This is a genomic window from Microcoleus sp. D3_18_C4 (assembly GCF_036702355.1).
Taxonomy (GTDB): Bacteria; Cyanobacteriota; Cyanobacteriia; order Cyanobacteriales; family Microcoleaceae; genus Microcoleus.
The window spans coordinates 1-5,873 of sequence record NZ_JAUBTF010000127.1; the positions used below are offsets into that span (position 1 = coordinate 1).

Below are 5,873 nucleotides of genomic sequence, written 5' to 3' on the forward strand. Positions count from 1 at the left end.
TCTGACTACTTTTTCTTTGAAGCATCTTCTCAAATCCCCTTGACAACTGCCATCCAAGCTTAACTTGTTACGAATGGCACTTGCCTGACTTTAGGACACACAAAAATTAGCTAATTTTTTGGTAGCGGCTTCAATTAAGGGGCGAGTCGCGAACAGATAAGTCTGATGGAACTCTAGAAATGTTTTCATGGGAGTAACTCAAGTATTTTGGAATGAAGGCCAGGGGTGCGAATAGTCCGCCTAAAAACCGCAATCTAGGAACTCTGTTAAACCCTCCCCGTGCTTCATCCGCCACAACTCATCAAGGCGATCGCGCACAACCGCATCCTCACTCTCAAGCCAGAGCTTGATCGCATCTCGGCTGTATTTAGTCCCCGGTGCTTTCCAAGCGAACATCTGGCTTATCAAGCTTTGCCACTGCTCTAGTTTTGTGAGGTCATCAGGGTAAAGTCTATCCCACCAAATCCGCGCAATATCTCGCATTTTTTCGGCATCCTCTGGAGTGATGGTTTCAGGCTCCGGCATTGTGATTTGGGCGGGTTCCGGTTCCCCTGCTTCTTGTATGAGCGCGGTTTCCAAGCCAGGGGCCGGTTCCGGCACAGGCTGCTGTTCTAAGCCAGGGGCGATCGGGGGTGGCGCTGACGGCGCGATCGCCCCTGGTGTTTGTTCCAACTCAGCAGGAGCGATCGCTTCTGGTACAGGCTGCTGTTCTGAGGCAGGGGCGATCGGGGGTGGTTCCGAGCGGGCTATCGGGGCTGGTGGTTGTTCTGACTCAATAGGGGCGATCGGACTTTGCCCTAATTCAGCTTTTTTGTATAACTTTCCAACTCTTTTGAGTTCTGCGGGCGGGAGCTGGGCTTTGATTTGAGTTTTGAGTTCTACGTTAGCGTCCCACACAGCCTCGACCTCAACCCAAGTTTGCGCGGTCTTTACTTTTTCGACTAACAAGGCGATCGGCTCAGGTATCTGTTCTGGCTGCGCCGACGCAATGGGATCGGGTTGTACCCATTCTCCATTTATAGGGGTGACAGATTCAGCGTCATCCGAATGTTGACCCGAATGTTGACCCGAATGTTGACCGTCCAGAAGTTCAATGCTTTGCTCTGTATGGTTTGTGTTGACCGTGTAGACCTGAGAGGGGGAAACTTTCTTAGAATCAACATCAATTTTGTTGGGAGTTGATTTAGTATTAGCTTCAATTTCTAAAAGTTTAGAGTTTAGGTCTACATGGTCTACATAAGCCTTATGGGGTAAAGGTTTCAGGTCAGCATTTAGGTCAGCATCGTGTAGACCTAGGTCTACATTTTTGCGTTGAGTTAACAAATCTTCCACGGTCGCAATACAGGAGTCGGTATCCATCCGCAGGCGCAATCCTTTGATTACTGTGCCAGCGGCCGACCGCTCCTTTGCGACATCTTTCCATTCGAGGACTTCTCGGCAGAGCTCCACTAAATCTGCTGAGAAATTGTTTTTACCTTTGGCGCTGTACCCAGCTCGGCGACAGTAATTGTTGTAGGAGCCGAACAAGCTAGACTTAGCCGCGACATAATCAACATCTTTCCATTCATCTTTATCAGCCCCAATGGCAGTTTTAGCTTCGGCATCATGAACAATGCAATCGTTGACCCATGACGCCATCGGGTCAACTCGTACCCTGTCTGTCCAAAAAGTGCCATTAATCCCGGTTCCTTCTTGAGCCAAAATGCGCTCGATTTCGGTGACAGGGATTGATAGCAGATAGTGGGTAAATGCGCTTAGCTCCGGCTCTAATTCTCGTTCGAGGTGGCGGTTCCGCTTAACAGGTGTGTACTCAAATCCTTCTTGAATTATTCGGCGCTTCAACCAGGAAAGTCCACTAGCAGGGAAACACGGCTGATTTGAAGTAATTAGCGCAAGACCAGAAAAACGGAAGTCAACAGCCGACTTGTATAACTGGCGACCGCTGATTTTACCCCCGCCGGTGAGCGATCTAAAGTTTGAGAGGTTGCCAGTGTATTTCTCTTGGTCATCAAAAACCGCTAGCCGCTTTGTCTGCAGATCCGCGACTTTATCTGCTTTGGTTAAATCTTCTAAGTTTCCGATCCAAGTATTTCGCTCTCCAACCACCATTGTGGTTAGTCGGGTGTAAAGACCTTTTCCGGTTCCGCCGGGGCCCGTCAGCATTAGGAATTTGTGCAAATTGGACATACCGCGCAAGCTGGCAGCGATAAAAGCTAAAAGGATGTCTTTTTTGTTCTGACTGCAGTCGGTAGCCTGATCTAACCAAGTCTCGATTTTTGACCATCCAGTATTAACAGCGCTTCCTTTGTAGCTGCGGGGCAGTGACCAGGTTAGCCGGAATCCAGGAGCGTGTTCTTGCCATTGGTTGTTTTCGACTTCCAGTACCCCATCTTCAAAGGGTAATAGTTCGTTTGATGGTCGCTCTAACCAATCGAGCTCGAATAATTTCCTTTTGAGCGACCCTAGAACGTTGGCACAGTAGGCGTTGTTGGGTTGCAACCCTCGCGCCTGGCACATGGTATCTATAACGCTGAGGACATAATCGTCGTTCACCGCCGCCCATACTCCTTTATGCCGAAGCTCGTACTTCATCCAAGATTTGTGTTCATCAGAGTAACAAAGCCTCGCGCGTAAATCCTCAGCAAGTTCGGCTCCTAATACTTGTGGGGGGGGTGGTTGTTTTTTACTCTTACCTTCTGAGCCGTCTCCACTGTCAAGATTGCTCTCCCATTCCTCAAAGCTGACTGATCTTGCCAGAATCTGTCTGAATTCCTCTATCTCTCTTTTCTGGATAAAATCATCCATACCTTTGGTTTCTCCCTCAGTGCCTGGTTCCCATTGTGCAGTAACGCTGCGGACGGGAACGCCAAACTTAAGCAACTGGCGGCCGAGTTTGCGCTGTTCCCAAATGATGCTGGGATTGGTGGCTGCATCTGCATCAAAGGCAATGATGAACCCAAAACCGGCACGAGCGTAGTGTTCGAGTATGGCAACGAGAAAGCGTTGACCTTGCAAGTCGTTTTTCTTGGCGGTCAGCCCCATGCTGATGCCCATCAATGCGATTGTAGGTAAACCGTGACTGCATCCTGCGATTGCCTTCCAGATTCCTTCTGTTAGTAAGATGTAGGGCTGACCGTTAATGTGGTAGCAGTGTTCTGCAAGCTTTTCAATATTCCAATAGTCTTTATCGGTTGGATGCTTGGGGAGAAAAGCGTCGTATTCCCCTAACGGGGTGCGGTATTTGGGTGCCTTTTTATCTTCTCTTGACTTCCACGGCTTGTCTGGCCTGAACTGAAATTGTGTGCCTGCACCGATAAAGAAGATGCCGCCAGACTTCGCGGTATAGCCCAAGTAAACTGATGCCTCGTCAGCAGAGACGGTTCGGCAGTTGGCGTAACTCCACTTGTTCAGCAGTCCTCGGCTCTCAATGTGGGTCTTGTGTTTGGGGCAAAGGTAAGCGGTAGTGGATAAAAATTGATCTGCAATATTCATAGATGCCTCTTTCGCTACTCATAGCGCTGCGTGCTGGTTTTTGTAAAAAAACCCGCGCTTAGTAGAAGAGACGGCTCTGCTTTAACTACCGTTGATTGGCATTTGGTGCAAATGTGGCAGTTATGGCAGATTTAGACTATGATGTATTTAAACTTTTTTTATTTTTGTTTGTCTGCCGTCTCTTCTAAAGACTGCGGACTCTTTTTTTTGGTCTGGTTTGGTCTGGTCTAATCGATGCGGGCGATCGCTTGTTGGCAACAGCCTTTTCAAATTCTATACGCGGACGTATTGCTTAGACTGTTGACTGGCAAGAAATTGTTGATAAGCTTCCTTATCGCCGCCGCATGAATCCACAGAAACCTGGCTAACAATCTCATAAGTCATTGCTTCAGCTTCCTCTGGTGTCAAAGGCTGGCGCTCGCAGTAAGCAATCTGTACGTCCCGAAATTCTGGCATATCCCCTTCAACCTCTGATAGGTCGGCTTCGTACCGAAATACTCTGACCACTACCCAGTCCGAGGGAGTGACAAGGTAAGCTTTCCAAGGGCTACCCTCTTTTTTAACGTGGTAAGTGAGTCGTTCTCCCAGCTTGACCTTGCGCTTCAGTAGAGGACGCGAATCGTGAGAAAGCTGTAACAGTCGAGTCAACTGTTTCCCAATAACAAGTTCTTTGCTTTCGATAGGAATCCATTTTTCTTGCTCTTTGACCAGGTAGAGGCTAAGAGTAGACTTGCTTGCCAGCGGGTCGTAAAGTTCGAGTTCTTCAGTTTGTGTCATCACATCAAGTGCTTTCATAGTTATGCCTCATCCAGATCCGGATCGTCTTGATGGTCGCCCCACATATCCCAGAAGCTGGTCTGCTTGCCCTTAAACACGCAATCGACTCCGAGGTCTGAATCGTCGCCGTTTTGTTCGACTCTTTTGAGTTCCCACCCATACTTTTTTTCCATTTCCTTGCAATCCTCTTCAGATGAGGCCCAATGCCTGTTTTCCTGCTCCGAGTCGTCATCTCCATTTTTGCTAAATGGCCATCCAATCATTGCAGTCACTCCTTAAAATGGATGTATTTTGAAACGCCTCCAGCTTCTCCTAGTAAGCGTTTGAGCGCCTGTAAACTCAAAAAGTTTGAAACCCCGCACACCGCTGTGCTCGTGCCTAAAACCTTAGTTTTATAAAGCTTTTGGTGTATCGGAAGCTTTTGAGGGTCGCACCCAAACCGATTGTCGGAGTGTACTTTCGACGAGATTGTGAGTGTTTGCGATCGCTCAGAAATTCGAGACGTATAACTTACACTCCTGTCGAGTTTTGAAAGCTTTTGACAGCAAAAATCTGAGATGTTCTGAACTTTTAGACAAACAGGCTCAGCCGCTTGTGTCGCTTTCACTTTCAGGGCGATCGTTCCGCTGATTCTGTTCTATGTACTGTTTGACCAAATCGATAAGCACTTCATTCATGTTTTTTCCGTTCAACGCACAAATAGCCTTGAAGCGCTCTCGAAGCGTTCGAGAAGGAAATGTGACTTTCAAGGTTGGTACTGGTTCTGTAGTTTTTCGCTCGGTCACTGGGATATCTAATGCAATTACTTTATATATCCCAGACTACCCGTTAAAGCCAGTTTTTTGCTTAATGGGTTAATAGGTGCATACGGGATGTTTGCATTAAATATCCCGTATAAAGTATCATATACTCACGAACGCCTACAAACCAAACCGAAGCATAAAACAGTTATCTGTACTCCCGATGTGGTTGCTTCACTAAGCTTTGTTAGCGTCAAAAACCCAAAACCAAACCCCGCCCCCTCTGACTCGCAATCTTCTGGGGCGGGGTATGGCACTCACAATGGAGATTTCCTCTATGTTCGCAGATTTCGGGCCGCCGTCGCAAGCCGCCCAGCCAAGCTTTGTAGAAATACCCAATCCCCGCGTCACCACCACCAGGGGACGCATGGAAGTGACCAACGTTCGTTCCCAAAGCGTCACCGGTCGCCTGCTAAATGACCAAGATAATTTGATACAAGAAGACAGACAACCGATTTACGTGTGCGTCCGCCAGGAGGAGATTTTATGTCCTACCGAACAAGCCAACGTAATGAGTTGGTGGCAACTGGGGGAACAAGCGATTACTCCGTACACAACACCCAAAAAATACTCCCTGGAATCTCTAATCAACAAATTGGATGGACTCAACTTAGATGAACTCTACGCTTTGAGGACGTTCATCTGTTTGGAGAGCGACCCGTTCCAAGCATATAGCGATCGCAAATGGTTTGTAAATCATAAATTATGTATAATGAGGTATTTGAATCTAATACCAATTTTATGTGAAGTTGCATATAATAGAGAGATAGCTTTTATGGTGCGTTTATGAGTCGTAGTTTAAAA

At 47.5% G+C, this 5,873-nt stretch carries 5 protein-coding genes; 1 reads left to right on the forward strand and 4 read right to left on the reverse strand.

Translation table 11 applies throughout. The features are described from left to right. Nucleotides 1–240 precede the first annotated feature (240 nt). From QUA90_RS29760 to QUA90_RS29775, 4 genes are all read right to left on the reverse strand, one after another. Complete coding sequence (locus QUA90_RS29760; protein WP_333448720.1) at nucleotides 241–3,492, reverse strand: DUF3854 domain-containing protein; 3,252 nt, start codon at nucleotides 3,490–3,492, stop codon at nucleotides 241–243. Between the two features lie 273 nt (nucleotides 3,493–3,765). Next, nucleotides 3,766–4,287: a hypothetical protein gene (locus QUA90_RS29765; protein WP_333448721.1), complete on the reverse strand. Its 522-nt coding sequence runs from the start codon at nucleotides 4,285–4,287 to the stop codon at nucleotides 3,766–3,768. Between the two features lie 2 nt (nucleotides 4,288–4,289). Then, nucleotides 4,290–4,532: a hypothetical protein gene (locus tag QUA90_RS29770; RefSeq protein ID WP_333448724.1), complete on the reverse strand. Its 243-nt coding sequence runs from the start codon at nucleotides 4,530–4,532 to the stop codon at nucleotides 4,290–4,292. Nucleotides 4,533–4,853: 321 nt separating this feature from the next. After that, nucleotides 4,854–5,054, reverse strand: a complete 201-nt coding sequence (locus tag QUA90_RS29775; RefSeq protein ID WP_333448722.1) for a hypothetical protein — start codon at nucleotides 5,052–5,054, stop codon at nucleotides 4,854–4,856. A 292-nt stretch (nucleotides 5,055–5,346) separates the two neighbouring features. Between QUA90_RS29775 and QUA90_RS29780 the strand changes: the two genes are divergently transcribed. Then, complete coding sequence (locus QUA90_RS29780; RefSeq protein WP_333448723.1) at nucleotides 5,347–5,859, forward strand: hypothetical protein; 513 nt, start codon at nucleotides 5,347–5,349, stop codon at nucleotides 5,857–5,859. The last annotated feature ends 14 nt before the right edge of the window (nucleotides 5,860–5,873 follow it).

What these genes read in the sequence shown, in the direction of transcription:
- QUA90_RS29760 (WP_333448720.1), bottom strand. Translation starts at nt 3,492, where the DNA reads ATGAATATTGCAGATCAATTTTTATCCACTACCGCTTACCTTTGCCCC.
- QUA90_RS29765 (WP_333448721.1), bottom strand. Translation starts at nt 4,287, where the DNA reads ATGAAAGCACTTGATGTGATGACACAAACTGAAGAACTCGAACTTTAC.
- QUA90_RS29770 (WP_333448724.1), bottom strand. Translation starts at nt 4,532, where the DNA reads ATGATTGGATGGCCATTTAGCAAAAATGGAGATGACGACTCGGAGCAG.
- QUA90_RS29780 (WP_333448723.1), top strand. Translation starts at nt 5,347, where the DNA reads ATGTTCGCAGATTTCGGGCCGCCGTCGCAAGCCGCCCAGCCAAGCTTT.